This window comes from Arthrobacter sp. P4_H3 (genome assembly GCF_056400885.1).
In genome coordinates this window covers 20,996-35,230 of record NZ_JBFUKK010000005.1, presented here as the reverse complement: position 1 = coordinate 35,230, position 14,235 = coordinate 20,996, and the positions used below count along the sequence as shown (strand labels likewise).

12 protein-coding genes and 1 pseudogene are annotated in these 14,235 nt (G+C 65.4%); 8 read left to right on the top strand and 5 right to left on the bottom strand.

Translation table 11 applies throughout. The features are described from left to right. Nucleotides 1-20: 20 nt before the first annotated feature. The 4 genes from AC1DRE_RS08305 to AC1DRE_RS08290 all read left to right on the top strand — a co-directional run bounded on the left by AC1DRE_RS08305 (nt 21) and on the right by AC1DRE_RS08290 (nt 5,677). A complete protein-coding gene (locus tag AC1DRE_RS08305; RefSeq protein WP_476984180.1) occupies nt 21-977 on the top strand; it encodes a carbohydrate ABC transporter permease in 957 nt (318 codons plus the stop codon). Nucleotides 978-989: 12 nt separating this feature from the next. Further along, nucleotides 990-1,919, top strand: coding sequence for a carbohydrate ABC transporter permease (locus AC1DRE_RS08300; protein WP_476984179.1), 930 nt, complete (start codon nt 990-992; stop codon nt 1,917-1,919). A gap of 48 nt (nt 1,920-1,967) precedes the next feature. Continuing rightward, a complete protein-coding gene (locus tag AC1DRE_RS08295; protein ID WP_476984178.1) occupies nt 1,968-3,308 on the top strand; it encodes an ABC transporter substrate-binding protein in 1,341 nt (446 codons plus the stop codon). A 161-nt stretch (nt 3,309-3,469) separates the two neighbouring features. Beyond that, the gene (locus AC1DRE_RS08290; protein WP_476984177.1) at nt 3,470-5,677 is read left to right on the top strand and encodes an alpha-galactosidase; all 2,208 of its coding nucleotides are present in this window, start codon (nt 3,470-3,472) and stop codon (nt 5,675-5,677) included. Nucleotides 5,678-5,773: 96 nt separating this feature from the next. Here AC1DRE_RS08290 and AC1DRE_RS08285 read toward each other — a convergent pair whose 3' ends face one another. Then, nucleotides 5,774-6,727 carry an SMP-30/gluconolactonase/LRE family protein gene (locus AC1DRE_RS08285; RefSeq protein WP_476984176.1) on the bottom strand — a complete coding sequence of 318 codons (954 nt, stop codon included), beginning with the start codon at nt 6,725-6,727 and terminating at the stop codon, nt 5,774-5,776. A 199-nt stretch (nt 6,728-6,926) separates the two neighbouring features. On the opposite strand from AC1DRE_RS08285, the gene aroQ reads away from it, so the two are divergent. After that, nucleotides 6,927-7,403, top strand: coding sequence for a type II 3-dehydroquinate dehydratase (gene aroQ / locus AC1DRE_RS08280; protein WP_476984175.1), 477 nt, complete (start codon nt 6,927-6,929; stop codon nt 7,401-7,403). Nucleotides 7,404-7,409: 6 nt separating this feature from the next. Beyond that, nucleotides 7,410-7,930, top strand: a pseudogene (locus tag AC1DRE_RS08275) (DUF2332 family protein); the annotation flags it as partial. An 81-nt stretch (nt 7,931-8,011) separates the two neighbouring features. Here AC1DRE_RS08275 and AC1DRE_RS08270 read toward each other — a convergent pair. Beyond that, nucleotides 8,012-9,196 (bottom strand): MarP family serine protease, encoded by a 1,185-nt coding sequence (locus AC1DRE_RS08270; RefSeq protein WP_476984174.1) that lies wholly within the window; start codon nt 9,194-9,196, stop codon nt 8,012-8,014. 271 nt (nt 9,197-9,467) lie between these two features. Between AC1DRE_RS08270 and AC1DRE_RS08265 the strand changes: the two genes are divergently transcribed. Next, nucleotides 9,468-10,145 carry a Crp/Fnr family transcriptional regulator gene (locus AC1DRE_RS08265; protein ID WP_011693220.1) on the top strand — a complete coding sequence of 226 codons (678 nt, stop codon included), beginning with the start codon at nt 9,468-9,470 and terminating at the stop codon, nt 10,143-10,145. A gap of 102 nt (nt 10,146-10,247) precedes the next feature. Here AC1DRE_RS08265 and AC1DRE_RS08260 read toward each other — a convergent pair whose 3' ends face one another. Genes AC1DRE_RS08260 through AC1DRE_RS08250 form a run of 3 tightly spaced genes read right to left on the bottom strand, consistent with a single transcriptional unit; the run spans nt 10,248 to nt 11,903 of the window. Beyond that, nucleotides 10,248-11,159: an NUDIX hydrolase gene (locus AC1DRE_RS08260; protein WP_476984173.1), complete on the bottom strand. Its 912-nt coding sequence runs from the start codon at nt 11,157-11,159 to the stop codon at nt 10,248-10,250. Between the two features lie 16 nt (nt 11,160-11,175). Beyond that, the gene (locus tag AC1DRE_RS08255) at nt 11,176-11,745 is read right to left on the bottom strand and encodes a RidA family protein (protein ID WP_364124718.1); all 570 of its coding nucleotides are present in this window, start codon (nt 11,743-11,745) and stop codon (nt 11,176-11,178) included. 2 nt (nt 11,746-11,747) lie between these two features. Then, a complete protein-coding gene (locus AC1DRE_RS08250; RefSeq protein WP_011693223.1) occupies nt 11,748-11,903 on the bottom strand; it encodes a DUF4177 domain-containing protein in 156 nt (51 codons plus the stop codon). A gap of 37 nt (nt 11,904-11,940) precedes the next feature. On the opposite strand from AC1DRE_RS08250, the gene AC1DRE_RS08245 reads away from it, so the two are divergent. Beyond that, entirely contained in the window at nt 11,941-14,229 is a 2,289-nt protein-coding gene (locus AC1DRE_RS08245; RefSeq protein ID WP_476984172.1) for a transglycosylase domain-containing protein, read from the top strand. Nucleotides 14,230-14,235: the final 6 nt, after the last annotated feature.

Genomic DNA, 14,235 nt, shown 5'->3' with positions numbered 1-14,235 from the left:
CAGTCAGGAAAGGGTCGAAGATGACCACCCTTACCAAGCAGCAACAGGACCCGTCAGCACGGGCCCGCGGCCCCCAGCCAGCGAAACCTGTCCCGAAAAGCCTCATCCACCGCCTCGGCGACCTGAAGGTGGCACTGTTCTTCATCTTCCCGGCGATGATCGGTTTTGTTCTCTTCTATCTGGTCCCCACCGTCAGGGGCGTCTACCTCAGCTTTACCGAGTACAGCATCCTGGGTGAGCCCACCTGGATCGGCATGAAGAACTACACCGCCATGCTCGGCGATGAACTGTTCTGGAACGCCATGGCAGTCACCATCCAGTACGTCGGGCTGAACATCGGATTCCAGACCGTGATCGCCCTCGGACTGGCACTCCTGATGCACCGGGTGGCAAAGTCCACCTTTATCCGCGGCGCGCTGCTGCTGCCCTTCCTGGTGGCAAACGTGATCGTGGCGCTGCTGTGGTTCTGGATGCTCGACTACCAGATGGGCATCGTCAACGAAATCATCAACTGGATGGGCCTGCCGCGCATCGCCTTCTTCGGCAGCGAACAGTGGGCCATTCCCACCATCGCCGCCGTCAACGTCTGGCGCCACATGGGCTACACCGCCCTGCTGATCTTCGCCGGACTCCAGTCGATCCCCAACCACGTCTACGAGGTTGCATCGCTCGACGGCTCATCGGCCACCCGGACCTTCTGGAGCATCACCATGCCGCTGCTGCGCCCTGTCATGGTGCTCGTGCTGGTGGTCACCGTGATCGGCTCCTTCCAGGTGTTCGACACCGTCGCGGTGACCACCGCCGGCGGCCCCATCAACGCCTCCCGCGTCATCCAGATGTACATCTACCAAAAGGCCTTCGGAGAATCGGACTTCGGCTACGCCTCGGCCCTGTCCGTCATTCTCTTCCTCATTCTTGCCCTGGTGGCCTTCGTACAAATGAAGTTCCTCAAGGGCAACGAATCGGATCTGGACTAAGGAACCCCTGCCATGAGCACCTCCACACTTACCCGCAAGAAGTCCGTCAGCATCGTTCCCGTCAAGAAGCCGGTCAATTGGCGCCGCGTCGGCGCCTGGGCCCTGGTGGCCATCGCCGTAGCTGTCACCGTGGCGCCCTTCCTCTGGATGCTCCGCACTGCGCTGTCCACCAATGCCTCGCTGGCATCCAACGCCGGCAACCTGTTGCCCGCAGACTTCAACCTCGGCGCCTTCAAACGCGTCCTCGGCATGCAGACCCCGGAAGAGGCCATTGCGGAGGGAGGCTCGGGAGCCGCCATCAACTTCTGGCTCTACCTGCGGAACTCGGTCATCTTCGCCACGGTCACCACCGCGGGGCAGGTCTTCTTCAGTGCGATGGCCGCCTACGCCTTCTCCCGGCTCCGCTGGCCCGGACGGAACGTGGTGTTCAGCCTCTTCCTGGCCACCATGATGGTCCCACCGATCTTCACCGCGCTGCCCAACTTCCTCATGATCAAGAACCTGGGGCTGCTCAACACGTTCGCCGGCATGACGCTGCCGTTCCTGTTCATGACACCGTTCGCCATCTTCTTCCTGCGGCAGTTCTTCCTCAGCATGTCCCGGGAAGTCGAGGAAGCCGCCATGCTCGACGGCGCCAAGCACCTGCGCATCTTCTTCCAGATCGTCCTGCCCAACGCCGCCGCACCTCTGGCCACCCTGGCCCTGCTGACCTTCATCGGCCAGTGGAACGAATACTTCTGGCCGCTGCTGGTGGGCCAGGACGAAAGCGTCCGTGTCCTCACCGTCGGCCTGGGCGTCTTCAAGTCCCAGTCCCCGCAGGGCGCCCCTGACTGGACCGGACTGATGGCCGCAACCCTGGTGGCCGCGATCCCGGTGCTGCTGCTGTTCATTGCCTTCGGCAAGAAGGTGGTCAACTCCATCGGCTTCTCCGGCATCAAGTAATCCCCTTCACTTTCACCCCTCCCCTGAAACACCCTCGAAAGGTTCATCATGAAGAAAACCATCGGCGCCGCAGCTGTCGCCGCAGCCATCGCGCTCTCCCTCTCGGCCTGCGGCGGCGGAAGTCCCGCCTCCAGCGAAGCCAAGGGCGAGATCAACTACTGGCTGTGGGACGCCAACCAGCTTCCCGCCTACCAGCAGTGCGCTGACGACTTCACCAAGGCCAACCCGGACATCAAGGTCAAGATCACCCAGCGCGGCTGGGACGACTACTGGACCACGCTCACCAACGGCTTCGTCGCCGGCACCGCCCCGGATGTCTTCACCAACCACCTCTCGAAGTACCCCGAGTACGCCGCAAAGAAGCAGCTCCTCTCCCTCGATGAGGCCGTCTCCAAGGACGGCATCAAGCTGGACAGCTACACCAAGGGCCTGCCCGAACTCTGGGTCGGCCAGGACGGCAAGCGCTACGGCCTGCCCAAGGACTGGGACACCGTAGGCCTGTTCTACAACACGGCCCTGACCGACTCCGCCGGCATCAGCGCCGAAGACATGGCCAGCCTGGACTGGAACCCCTCCGACGGCGGCAGCTACGAGAAGACCATTGCCCACCTGACCGTGGACAAGAATGGCGTGCGCGGCGACGAAGCAGGTTTCGACAAGAACAACGTGGCCACCTACGGCCTGGGCCTGGCAGGCAGCGGCTCCGGCCAGGGCCAGACCGAGTGGAGCTTCCTGAGCGCCACCACGGGATGGACCCACACAGACAAGAACCCCTGGGGCACCAAGTTCAACTACGACGACCCCAAGTTCCAGGAAACCATCGCCTGGTGGGCCGGCCTCGTCGAGAAGGGCTACATGCCCAAGCTGGAAACCACCGTCGGCGCCAGCCTTGCCGACAACTTTGGTGCCGGCAAGGCCGCCATCAACACCACCGGCGACTGGCTGATCGGCCAGTACCAGAGCTACAAGGGCGTGAAAACCGCGTTCGCGCCCACCCCCACGGGCCCCGACGGCAAGCGCGCGTCCATGTTCAACGGCCTGGCCGACTCCGTCTGGGCCGGCACCAAGAACCCGGCTGCATCGGTCAAGTGGGTTGAATACCTCGCCTCCACCGATTGCCAGGACGTCGTGGCCTCCAAGGCCGTAGTCTTCCCCGCCATCACCAGCTCCTCCGAGAAGGCAGCCGAGGCATTCAAGGCCAAGGGCACCGATGTCTCGGCCTTCACCACGCACGTCAAGGAAGGCACCACCTTCCTCTTCCCCATCGCGGACAAAGCGGCCAAAGTTGATGGCATCATGAAGCCTGCAATGGACGCCGTGCTCTCCGGCAAGAAGCCTGCCAGCTCCCTGACCGAAGCCAACAACCAGGTGAACGCCCTCTTCAAGTAGGCCGAACCTGACGTGGCTGCGTAAGTGGTCGCAGCCACAGCCCCGGGTGCCGCTGTTTCTTCCTCGCGAAGCAGCGGCATCCGGGGGAACCCAACTCAACATTTAGAATCCGACGGAGCAGCGCCACATACGCTCACCGCCACAACGAAAGAGAACGCCCTATGAATCCCCTGCACCTCCGCTCCGCCGGCACCAGCCTGGTGATCAGCTTCGACAGCGGGGAGGCCGAGGTCATTCACTGGGGCGCCGATCTGGGCGCTTCACTCCCTGATCTGGCCATCCTCGGCGAAGCTATCCCCAATTCAGCCATCGACGCCACCGTCCCTGCCGGGCTGCTGCCGCAGGCATCCTCCAGTTGGCGCGGACGCCCGGCACTGCGCGGGCACCGGATCGCCGACGGCGTTCCCGGCTACGACTTCTCCGTCCGCCTCCGCGCTTCGGCCGTCGAATTCGGCGGAAAATCCGCCGTCATTCTTCAGTCCGATCCTGATGCCGGCATCACCGTGGAGTCCACGCTGGAACTGCACGACGGCGGCCTGCTGGAAATGCGCCACACCGTCACCAACACCGGCACATCACCCTTTCAGCTCGACGAGCTGGCCACCGTGCTGCCGGTGGCTCCTGACGCCGTCGAACTCCTTGACCTGACCGGCCGCTGGTGCCGTGAACGCCACCCGCAGCGCCGGGCCATCCAGCAGGGCACCTGGGTGCGGACCGGCCGGCACGGACGCACCGGCCACGACTCCTCCCTGGTGCTGGCCGCCGGCACGGCAGGCTTCGGCAACCGCCACGGCAAAGTCTGGGCCACCCACCTCGCCTGGAGCGGCAACCACGAACAGTTCGCGGACAGCATCGGGGACGGACGTACCATGATCGGCGGCTCCGAGCTGCTGGGCCCGGCCGAAGTCGTGCTCCAGCCGAACGGCAGCTACACCACTCCCGCGCTTTTCGCGGCGTACTCGGACCGCGGCCTGGACGGCATCAGCGAAGCCTTCTACAGCTGGTTCAGGAACCGTCCGCACCACGTGCTGCCAGCGGCTTCAGCCAAGTCAGCAGCCGGCAAGGCCGGATCCGGCAAGGCCCGCCCGGTGGTGCTGAATGTCTGGGAAGCCGTCTACTTCAACCACAATCTCGACACGCTGATCGAACTGGCAGACTCCGCGGCGGACCTGGGCGTGGAGCGCTTTGTCCTCGACGACGGCTGGTTCCGCGGCCGCCGCAACGACCAGGCCGGACTGGGCGACTGGTACGTCGACGAAGGCCTGTGGCCCGACGGCCTGACCCCCCTGATCGATGCCGTCACCTCCCGGGGCATGGAGTTCGGCCTCTGGGTCGAGCCGGAGATGATCAACCTGGACTCCGACATCGCGCGCGCCCACCCGGACTGGATCGTCGGCCCCGCCGCGCTGTCGCACAAGGACGGCGGCCGGCTGCCGCTGACGTGGCGCCACCAGCACATCATTGACCTGGTCAACCCCGAGGCCTGGCAGTACATCTTCGACCGCATCGACGCCCTGCTCCGCGAGAACAACGTCAGCTACCTGAAGTGGGACCAGAACCGGGACCTGACCGAGCACGGCCACGCCGGACGATCCTCCGTCCACGAACAGACCCTGGCCGCCTACCGGCTGTTCGACGAACTCAAGAAGGCGCACCCGGGCATCGAGATTGAAAGCTGCTCCTCCGGCGGGGCACGCGTGGACCTGGGCATCCTGGAACGGACCGACCGGATCTGGGGCTCGGACTGCAACGACGCCCTGGAACGCCAGACCATCCAGCGCTGGACCGGGCTCGTGGTACCGCCGGAACTGGTGGGCGGCCACGTCGGCCCCACCACGTCCCACACCACGGCCCGCACGCACGACGTTTCGTTCCGCGCCCTCACTGCCCTGTTCGGCCACTTCGGCCTGGAATGGGACGTCCGCCAGGTGCACGGCGCCGAGCGGGAGGAGCTCAAGCGCTTCATCGGCATCTACAAGGAGCACCGCGGCCTCATCCACTCGGGCCGGATGGTCCACGCGGATGTGGCCGAGGATTCGCTGATGTTCCATGGTGTGGTTTCGCAGCATCCCGCCGCACCGGGTGAAACTGCCGCCCTGTTCACCTTGGTCAGCACCAGGACTGCTTTTGCCGAGCAGCCGGGACGCATCACCGTGCCGGGACTTGAACCGGAGGGCAACTACCGCGTGGAGGCCATCTTCCCGACGCCGGGCGACGCCGACTATGCGCACAACTTCACGCAGGTGCAGCCGCCGGCGTGGCTGGCCGCCGGAGCAGAAGCCAACGGCCGGTTCCTGGCCGAGGTGGGCCTGCCGATGCCCGTCCTCAACCCGGAGCACGCGCTGCTCCTGCGCTTCACCGCCGTGTAAGTCACCGCCGCGCGGGTCACGGCTTGGCCGTTTCACCCAAAAGCCTGCCGTCCGGGTAACCACCCGGCCGGCAGGCTTTTTGGCCCTCAGGCTCACTTAGCGGGCGTCGACCAGGACCACTTCGTACGTGCTTGCCCCTTGAACGCCGAACTTCGCGTTGACCACGGCGAGGGTATCGCCGAACAGGGCCGCCGTCGTCGGGATCTGGAAGTCAGCGCTGGTGATGACGTCCTTGACCTCGAAGGAATCCAGCCGGGAGTCCAGCCGGACGCGGCTCACCTGGTTGATCATGTTCTGCACGGCCCAGAGGGTGTTCCCCTTCACCACAATCCCGTCCACGTAAGGCAGGCTGTCGCCGGTGATGCCAGCACTGGCGCCCGAGTCCGGGTCCACCGTGTACAGGGCCTGGTTGGCGGTGTGTGCCACGATCAGTGTCCGGCCGCCCCGGACGGCCGCAATGCCGTTCAGGTTGAAGTCGGCGGGAGTCTCTGCAGCCGGGCCGGTCAGCGTGAGCGTCCTGACCTCGTCGCCCGGTTTGCCGTGGCGATCCACGGCGACGAAGTAGAGCTCGCCTTTCGCGGAGTTGGTGAACCAGGCGCCGTCGTCCGTCACCGCGACGTCGTTGATGAAGGCCGGCTCCCCGGTCAGCTGGTAGGTGGCCACAGTCTTCCGCGAGTCGGTGTCATAGACGTAGGCCTGGCCGCTGGTGCCGCCGGCAACGAAGAGCAGGCCGTTCTCCACGTCCGCTTTCATGCCAACCGCCATCCGGCCGTCCGGAACGTCGATGAAGAGCCTGGCGGTTCCGCGGCGGGTATCTCCGCGGTAGATGTCCCCCTTGAACAGGTCCCCGGCGAAAAAGGTGGTGCCCTCCCCCTCAGCAATGCCTTCGGCGGACGAGGCCCCCGGAAGCTCAATCACCTTGTCATCGCCCTTCGTGGTCGGCGGACCGGCAGACGCCACGGGTGCCGGAATGATGAGTGCTGCGAGGGCCACGAGTCCCACGGCGGCACGGCGAATTGTTTGTCCTGAATCCTCATTTTTCCGGCGCATGATGACGCTCTCTCCAGATCGGGCTTTCCGCGCGAGCTGACCGGTACGGGAGCTCCGCACGATGGTCCTTCAAGTGTAGGCACCGCCACAACGGGTGGCCAGAGGCGCAGGCTGGCCTACGCCCGCGTGCTGTGGCCGGCCCGCTCGGGCAGCTGTAAAGAACAGCGCGCACGGCGCGCATAGCGATAGATTGGCACACATGACTGAAGCCTCCCCCGCCACCGATGCCGGCCGCGGCACCATCCTGGTCCTCAACGGGCCCAACCTGAACCTGCTGGGAACCCGTGAGCCGGAGAAGTACGGCACGGCAACCCTGGCCGACGTCGAACAGCTCGCCAAGGACGCCGGGGTGGCCCACGGCGTGGAGGTTGAATGCTTCCAGTCCAACCACGAGGGTGCGCTGGTTGATGCGATCCACGCCGCGCGGGGCAGGGCCATCGGCATCGTCCTCAACGCCGGAGCGTACACGCACACGTCCGTGGCCATCCGCGATGCCATCTCCGCAGTGCAAGTACCGGCCGTGGAGGTTCACATCACCAACGTGCACGCCCGCGAGGAATTCCGGCACCACTCCTACCTCTCGGACATCAGCAAGGCCGTGATCGCCGGCGCCGGCGTCATGGGCTACCGCTTCGCCGTCGAATACCTCGCAGAGCTGCACGCCGGCAGGGCCTGAGATGCCATCCGCCGGTGCGGGAGGGCGGGCACGGCGGACTGGTACCGGAACTTCGGCACTGTCGACGCGCCGGGTGCCTCCCCTTGCTACGCCGAATGGTCGCTGGGAATCGAGGCAGGCCGCTGCGCCACCCTGCTGCCGTCCCTCGCCGGCATCGCCGCGGCCGAAGGCCGTCCGCATGCCCTGATCGAGGTGGGAGCGTCGGCCGGCCTGGCGCTGTTCCGGACAAATATGCCTACGAGTACGACAACGGCACGACCGTCACGCGGCTGGCTCCCGACCCCGATGCCCGGCCAGCGGCGGACGGCCCGCCTGTCCTGCGGTGCGCCGTGTCAGGTGCCGTCCCGCTGCCCACGGAACTCCCCGAGGTGGTGTGGCGGGCCGGAATCGACCTGAACCCCCTCGACGTCAGCAATCCCGACGACGTCGCCTGGCTGGAAGCCCTAGTCTGGCCCGAGCAGGACTTCCGCCGCGACCGGCTGCGCCGGGCCATCGCCGTAGCGCAGCAGGACCCGCCGCTCCGGGTGGCGGGTGACCTGAACGGACGGCAAGCCTTCAGAGCGACGCTCGGCAGGCTGGCGGCAGCCCGGCTATATCTGGAGGGCCGGCTATTTCTGGATGCACTGCCCGGACGACACGGCGCTGCTCAGCCCCGGTGCCTGTGCAGCGACCGGTCCAAGATCGTCCATGGTGATGGCAAAGCCCATGTCGGCATCCGAGGTGGCCTTGGCGAAGATCACACCGGCGACCAGGCCGTCGGTGGTCAGGAGCGGCCCGCCCGAGTTGCCCGGCTGGACATCGCCGGCAAGCCGGTAGACGTCTTCGGACGCCGCATTATTGCCGTAGATGTCCGGCACCAGGACGGTGGCGATGTCCTGCACTGTGGCCGGTTTGGACTGGAACGGCCCGCCATGCGGGTACCCGGCGAAAGCGGCCGGGCTGCCCGCAGGAAGGTCCGCACTCAGCTGGAGCGGGGACGACGGCAGGCCGTCAACGGCAAGGATGGCAAGGTCGTGCTGGCTGTCGAAGTAGACCACCCTGCCTGGCAGGGCCCCGCCGCCGGGGATCTCCACCACGGGCTGCGACACGCCCGCGACCACATGGGCATTGGTCACAACGCGTCCCGGTGACACCACGAAGCCGCTCCCGGTCTGGTTCTGGCCGCACTGGTAGGCGGTACCGGCGATTTTCAGGACCGACTCCCCCGCCCGGTTCAGGGCCGGAGTGTCGGTGTTCGCGTTGGGAACGGCCACCTGCCGGCCTTGGCCGAGACCCTCGATCAGCGTGGGAATGCCGTCACCGATCACTGTGGAGCGCAGCTGCGCCACGGCCGTTTTCACCGGCACGGGGGTGAGGCCGTCAATGAAGCGGATGACCTTGGACTCCGCCAGCTGCTGGGACACAAACGGAACGCCCAGCGCGCTGATGCTGAAGGACAGCATGGACATGACCAGTGCGGCAACCACCACGTTGACGCCGCCGCCCACCACACGGTCCATGGCCCGCAGCGGCTGGATCCGCACGGCACTGCGGATTTTGCGGCCGATCATGGTTCCCAGCGCATGCCCCAGGACCATCAGCACGACGGCGGTGGCCACAATCGCGGTGAGCCTCCAGCCGCTGTCCTCCACGAGGTCGCTGACGATGGGCACGGACACGAAGGCGGCCACGGCTCCGACAACAAACCCGGCGATGCCGCCAAGCGTCACCAGGAAGCCATTGCGAAGGCCATAGATCAGGTAGGACAGCAGCGTCAGGATCAACGCCAGGTCCAGGATGGTCAAGCCAAACACACGGGCTCCTCACGAAACAGGTAAGCCCCAATTCTAGTGGCGAAGCCTGACAGTTTGCCGACGACGGGCGGACCCCGGCGCATCCCGCCGGACGCTCCCAAACGCTCCGCAAAACCCTCCCAAAGCCCGCTCCGGTAGGCCCGGTTCGGCCCGGGAAGGGCCTCCAGGGCCCCGTTTCAGGCGTTTCACGTGCCAAGTACGTCACAGAAGCTTCAAAATTCTGAAACAATGGCTGAAGCGCCCCAGCCGACACATTTACTCAGGAGATTTCATGGACATCGAGGTATTGCGCCGCGCACCCCTATTTGCCACGCTCGACGACGAAGCATTCCGTCTGCTCACGGACGAACTCACAGAGGTGGACCTGTCACGCGGAGCATCGGTCTTCCGTGAAGGCGACCAGGGTGATCAGCTGTACTTCATCGTCTCCGGCAAGGTGAAGCTTGGCCGCACGTCCCCGGACGGACGCGAGTCCCTGCTGGCCATCCTCGGCCCGGGCGAGCTCTTCGGCGAAATGGCACTGTTTGACCCGAGCCCGCGCACGGCCACGGCAACTGCCGTCTCGGAAACACGCCTCGCCGGCCTGAAGAACGAAAGCCTCAACGCCCTGCTGCGCACCCGCCCGGAGGTCTCGGCCCAGCTGCTGCAGGCCCTGGCCCGCCGTCTGCGCCGCACCAACGATTCCCTTTCGGACCTCGTGTTCTCCGACGTTCCGGGCCGCGTGGCCAAGGCACTGCTGGACCTGGCCGACCGCTTCGGCCGCCCGGCAACCGACGGCGTCCTGGTGGCCCACGAGCTAACGCAGGAAGAACTGGCCCAGCTGGTGGGTGCGTCCCGCGAAACCGTGAACAAGGCCCTGGCCGAGTTCGTGCAGCGCGGCTGGCTCCGCCTCGAAGCCCGCGCCGTTGTGATCTTGGACATGCAGCGCCTCCGCCAGCGCTCCCGCTAGTTCCGGACGCGCAAAATACGCTGCGAACAATAATAAAGAATGGCGACACCCGGACCCGGTGTCGCCATTCTTATTGTGCGTCTTCAGGAAAATAGTGCGTCGTCAGCGCTCCCGCTGGGGCTCGCCGGCGACCGTCTTGGCGGCCTCGACTTCGAGCATCAGGGTGCCGTTTTCTTCGACCAGCTTCGGCTGGTACACGTGGGCCTTGCGCTTGTAGCTCAGGTACGCGATGCAGCCGTTGGCGGCAGCCATTTTCTCGAGCATGATTTCGGACCCGGGGACCAGCAGCTGGCCGAGCTTCAGGCCGATGGTGTTTTCCTGGCCCACTTCGTCGCCCAGGGCAGTGGTGTCACGTTCGGCGATGACCTTGCTGGCGCAGACCCAGCGGCCCCATACGCCTTTGCTTCCCAGCAGGGTAGGCTGCTGGTTCACGGGCACGGTGGCGGCAAAGTAGCGGGTGTTGAAGCGGCGGTGGGCGAAGTCCGGGCTGAGCCAGTTGACCAGCGGTTTGAGCAGGTCGGTGCGGATGGACAGGCCGCGCTTGGCCAGGACGTCAGTGAAGGATTTCTCCTGATTGGCCACGGCTTCGCGCGCGCGCATCCATTCCGGGGTGGACGTCGCTTCCACCGTGGTGGACAAGTCCGGGCCGGCCAGCAGGACGCCGGTCTCCTCGAAGAGTTCGCGGATGGCGCCCACCACGTAGCGGCGCGCCAGCCCGACGTCGTCCGTTCCCATCTGCTCCGCCCAATGCTGCGCGGTGGGGCCAAGCCAGCCCACGGCGTCGTCGTCGGACGCCTCGAGGGAGCCGCCGGGAAAGGCGAGCACACCGAGCGGGGAAGAACCCGGGCGGTAGCCCAGCCAGGTTTCCAGTCCTGTGGGCGCATCGCGCAACAGGACAACGGAGGAAGCGGGACGGGCGGCACGTGGTGTCCGCTCGCCGTGATCGAGCCAGCTTTGTGCTGCCCCCTCGAGATCGGGAGGCAGCACAAACAGGCGACGGGCTAACTGGGGCAAGGGAAGTGACCGGCCTTTAGCTAAATTCGGCGATCAGTTCGACTTCCACCGGCGAGTCCAGCGGCAGGACCGACACGCCGACGGCGGAGCGGGCGTGCTGGCCGGCGTCGCCCAGGACTTTGCCCAGGAGCTCCGACGCGCCGTTGATGACTCCCGGCTGGCCCGTAAAGGACGGATCGGAGGCCACAAAGCCAACCACCTTGACGATCCGGGTGATGCGGTCGAGGTCGCCGATCACGCTTTTGACGGCCGCCAGCGCGTTCACGGCGCAGACTGCGGCGAAGCGCTTGGCGTCTTCCGGAGACACTGTGGGCTCGTCCGCGAAGCCTTCAGTGCCCGTGGAAACCTTGCCCGTAGCTTCGAGTTTGCCGTTAATAAAGGGCAGCTGACCGGAGGTGTAAACGTGGTTCCCGGAGATGATGGCCGGAACGTAGGCAGCCACCGGGGCCGCGACCTCCGGAAGGGCCAGTCCCAGCTCGGCCAGGCGCTGTTCGACGGCGGATGCCGGCGCTCCGTTTTCCGCGCCGGAGGCCGGATTTTCGGCGTGGGCCGGGGTTTCCGGCGCCGTGCCTGCAGGGCTTGTCATAACTACTGCTTCTCCCTCTTGAGGTAGGCAACGAGGCCGTTGCCGTCAGGACCCGTGACGACCTGGACGAGCTCCCAGCCGTCCTCTCCCCACTGGTCCAGGATCTGCTTCGTGGCGTGAATAATGAGCGGAATCGTGGCGTACTCCCATTTGGTCATGAGCTAAAGACTAGTCCTTGCCGGTAAAGTGGAAAACATGGCGACTGGTAAGAACCCTTTATTCGACACGGCCACCACCCTCGGAAAGATCCTTGCTTTCCTTGGCGTGAGCGCGATTTGTGGTGTCCTGGTGGCAGGCCTGCTGGTCCCGGCGGCGGCTGTTTCCGGCAGCACAGCCAGCGGTTCCATCGAGTTCTTCGACACTCTCCCGGCAGAGCTGCAGGTAGATCCGCCCAGCCAGTCCACCAAGATCCTTGCCGCTGACGGCAGCCTGATCGCCAACCTTTATGCCGAAAACCGCACGCGTGTTTCGCTGGACCAGATGTCGCCATACATCAAGGACGCCGTGATCGCCATCGAGGACAGCCGCTTCTATGAGCACGGCGGTGTGGACACCACAGGCATCATGCGTGCGCTGGTCAGCACGGCCCGCGGCAACAAGCAGGGCGCGTCCACCATCACGCAGCAGTACGTAAACAACGTCATCAACGCGTCGCTCGAGGCCGAAGGCAACACCGAGGACATCAAGCTCAACGGCGTCAACAAGGGCGTGGGAGACAAGCTCCGCGAGATGAAGCTGGCCATCGCCCTGGAGAAGAAGTTCACCAAGGAGCAGATCCTTGAGGGCTACCTCAACATCGTGTTCTTCAACCGGGACGCCTACGGCATCGAAGCCGCGTCCAAGTTCTTCTTCAGCACTCCGGCCAAGGACCTCACGCTCCCCCAGGCCGCACTGCTGGCCGGCGTGGTGAACAGCCCGTCGTTCTACGACCCCACCACCAACCCGGACAACGCGAAGAACCGCCGCGACCAGGTGCTGAACGCCATGTATACCCAGGGCAAGATCAACCAGGCCGACTATGAGGCGGCTGTGGCCACACCGGTGGAAACCAAGGTCACCCCCGCCCGCCAGGGTTGCGCGTACGCCTCCACGGCCCCGTACTTCTGTGACTACGTCCTGCACCTGCTGCTGAACGACCCCGCCTACGGCGCCGATGCCACCGAGCGAGAGCGTAAGATCTTCCGCGGCGGCCTGACCATCACCACCACCCTTGACCCGAACGCCCAGAACGCGGCGCAGGCCCAGGTTGACGGTGCTGCCGGCGCCAACCCGGACAAGTGGGGCGCTTCCATGGTGTCGGTCCAACCGAACACCGGCAAGATCACCAATATGGCCCAAAACACGGTATGGCTGCCCTCGGACGGCAAATTCCAGGCCGAACAGAACTTCAACGTGGACACCCTCGACAAAGACGGCAACGACCTAAACGGCCTGGGCGGGTTCCAGCCCGGTTCCACCATGAAGCCGTTCACGTTTGCGGAGTGGCTCAATGAGGGCAAGTCCATGAACACCGTGGTCAACGGCGCCGTGCGGAAGTACCCGCTGAGCTACAAGTTCCGGAACAGCTGCGGCGTGACCACAGGCGCCTACAACTCTGCGGAAGCGGGCCTCGGCGCGGCGGATGACCTGCAAAACGCCGAGGAAGGCTACTACCGTCCGATGTCGGTGCTGCAGGGCCTTTACAACTCCATCAACACCATCACGTTCGCCTCGGCGGCACAGCTGGACTTCTGCGGAATCCAGAAGGTTGTTGACGCCGTAGGACTGCACTCCGGCCTGCCCCAGCGGGACGACACCGGCAAGGTGGTCGAGGCACAGCCGAAGATCAACATGTTCACGCTGGCCAACCTGCTCGGCTCCACGCAGACCTCGCCGCTGACCATGGCCAGCGCATTCGCCACGTTCTCCAATGACGGCAAGTACTGCGCTCCGATCGCCATCACCTCCATTACGGACCAGACCGGCGCGCAGCTGCCTGCCCAGTCCACCAACTGCCGGGACGCCCTCAAACCCGAAGTCGCGCGCGGCGTGAACTATGCGCTCCAGGAAGTGCTCAACCAGGGATCCGGTTCACTCATCCAGCCCCGGATTTCGACCAAAACCAGCTTCCCCATCGCGGCGAAGACCGGTACCTCCAACAACAACGGATCCACCTGGGTGGTGGGCCACACTACCGGCCTTGCCACAGCGGCCTGGTTCGGCGATCCCCTGGGTGACCAGAAGCGTGCGGGCCAGAACGTCACCATCAACGGCAAGTTCTACAAGGGCATCGACGGCTACATGATCGCCGGCCCGATGTTCTCCAACTTCATGTCCCAGGTGGCTCCGGCCTACGGAACCAACCCGTTCACGGCGCCGCCGTCCAACATGATCGGCGGGGCGCCCACCACCCGGCAGACCACACCGTCAACGCAGAGCACGGCGCCGGCACCCTCCACGCCTGCGCCGGAGCCCAGCAAGGACAACGGCAAGGGCAACGGGTAGCGCACT

Excerpts from the sequence above, each read along its gene's own strand:
- AC1DRE_RS08305 (WP_476984180.1), top strand. The coding sequence starts at position 21 with ATGACCACCCTTACCAAGCAGCAACAGGACCCGTCAGCACGGGCCCGC.
- AC1DRE_RS08300 (WP_476984179.1), top strand. The coding sequence starts at position 990 with ATGAGCACCTCCACACTTACCCGCAAGAAGTCCGTCAGCATCGTTCCC.
- AC1DRE_RS08295 (WP_476984178.1), top strand. The coding sequence starts at position 1,968 with ATGAAGAAAACCATCGGCGCCGCAGCTGTCGCCGCAGCCATCGCGCTC.
- AC1DRE_RS08290 (WP_476984177.1), top strand. The coding sequence starts at position 3,470 with ATGAATCCCCTGCACCTCCGCTCCGCCGGCACCAGCCTGGTGATCAGC.
- AC1DRE_RS08285 (WP_476984176.1), bottom strand. The coding sequence starts at position 6,727 with ATGCGCCGGAAAAATGAGGATTCAGGACAAACAATTCGCCGTGCCGCC.
- aroQ (WP_476984175.1), top strand. The coding sequence starts at position 6,927 with ATGACTGAAGCCTCCCCCGCCACCGATGCCGGCCGCGGCACCATCCTG.
- AC1DRE_RS08265 (WP_011693220.1), top strand. The coding sequence starts at position 9,468 with ATGGACATCGAGGTATTGCGCCGCGCACCCCTATTTGCCACGCTCGAC.
- AC1DRE_RS08255 (WP_364124718.1), bottom strand. The coding sequence starts at position 11,745 with ATGACAAGCCCTGCAGGCACGGCGCCGGAAACCCCGGCCCACGCCGAA.
- AC1DRE_RS08250 (WP_011693223.1), bottom strand. The coding sequence starts at position 11,903 with ATGACCAAATGGGAGTACGCCACGATTCCGCTCATTATTCACGCCACG.
- AC1DRE_RS08245 (WP_476984172.1), top strand. The coding sequence starts at position 11,941 with ATGGCGACTGGTAAGAACCCTTTATTCGACACGGCCACCACCCTCGGA.